Here is a 757-nt window from a genome sequence, read left to right as displayed (position 1 = left end):
TGATGGATGTGTGCGATCTGCGCGAAGGCGGGGCGCTGGCGCCGCGCCKTGGCGTCGCCCCATGACGATGGAAGAGGGCCGGCTATCCCCCCGGCCGTGGCCGTACCCCCGCGCTCGGCCGCCGACACGCCGGACGAGGCGCTGCGCCTGCTGATGGAGGGCAATGCCCGCTACGTCGCGAACGAGCCGACGGAGCGCGACTACTCGGCCGGGCGCCCCAGCCGCGCGCTGGGCCAGGCGCCCTTCGCCTCCATCATCGGCTGCTCGGATTCGCGCGTCCTGGCCGAGATGGTCGTCGACCGGGGCCCCGGCGACCTCTTCATCGTGCGCGTCGCGGGGAATTTCGTGACGGAGAAGGGGCTCGGCAGCCTGGAGTTCAGCACGGCCATGCTGGGCGTGAAGCTCATCATGGTGCTGGGGAACACGAGCTGCGGCGCCGTGGACGCCACGGTGCGGTCCCTGCTGACCGGCGAGACCTATCCCGGCCATATCGGCCATCTCGTGGACAGCATGGCGCCCGGCATCCGGCCGGTGCTCTCCGAGCCCGGCGCAGAGCCCGGCGAGGAGCTGAACCACCGCGCGATGGTCGCCAACGTGAAGTACCATGTGGAGATGCTGCGCACCGCGCAGCCGATCCTGGCCGGGATGGTCGAGCGTGGCGAGCTGCTGGTGGTGGGCGGAGTCTACGACCTCGCGACGGGGCGGGTCGAGCTGATCGACTAAAGCTGCGACTCCACCGGCAGCCAGCGCACCAGCC

1 protein-coding gene is annotated in these 757 nt (G+C 71.2%); it reads left to right on the top strand.

The features are described 5' to 3' along the window. The first annotated feature begins 96 nt into the window (after positions 1–96). Positions 97–723, top strand: coding sequence for a carbonic anhydrase (locus AC1DWF_RS33945; RefSeq protein WP_476842883.1), 627 nt, complete (start codon positions 97–99; stop codon positions 721–723). Positions 724–757: the final 34 nt, after the last annotated feature.

This window comes from Aminobacter sp. P4_D5 (genome assembly GCF_056401815.1).
The sequence above is the reverse complement of the archived record's forward strand: the minus strand, read 5'-3'. Positions and strand labels throughout refer to the sequence as shown.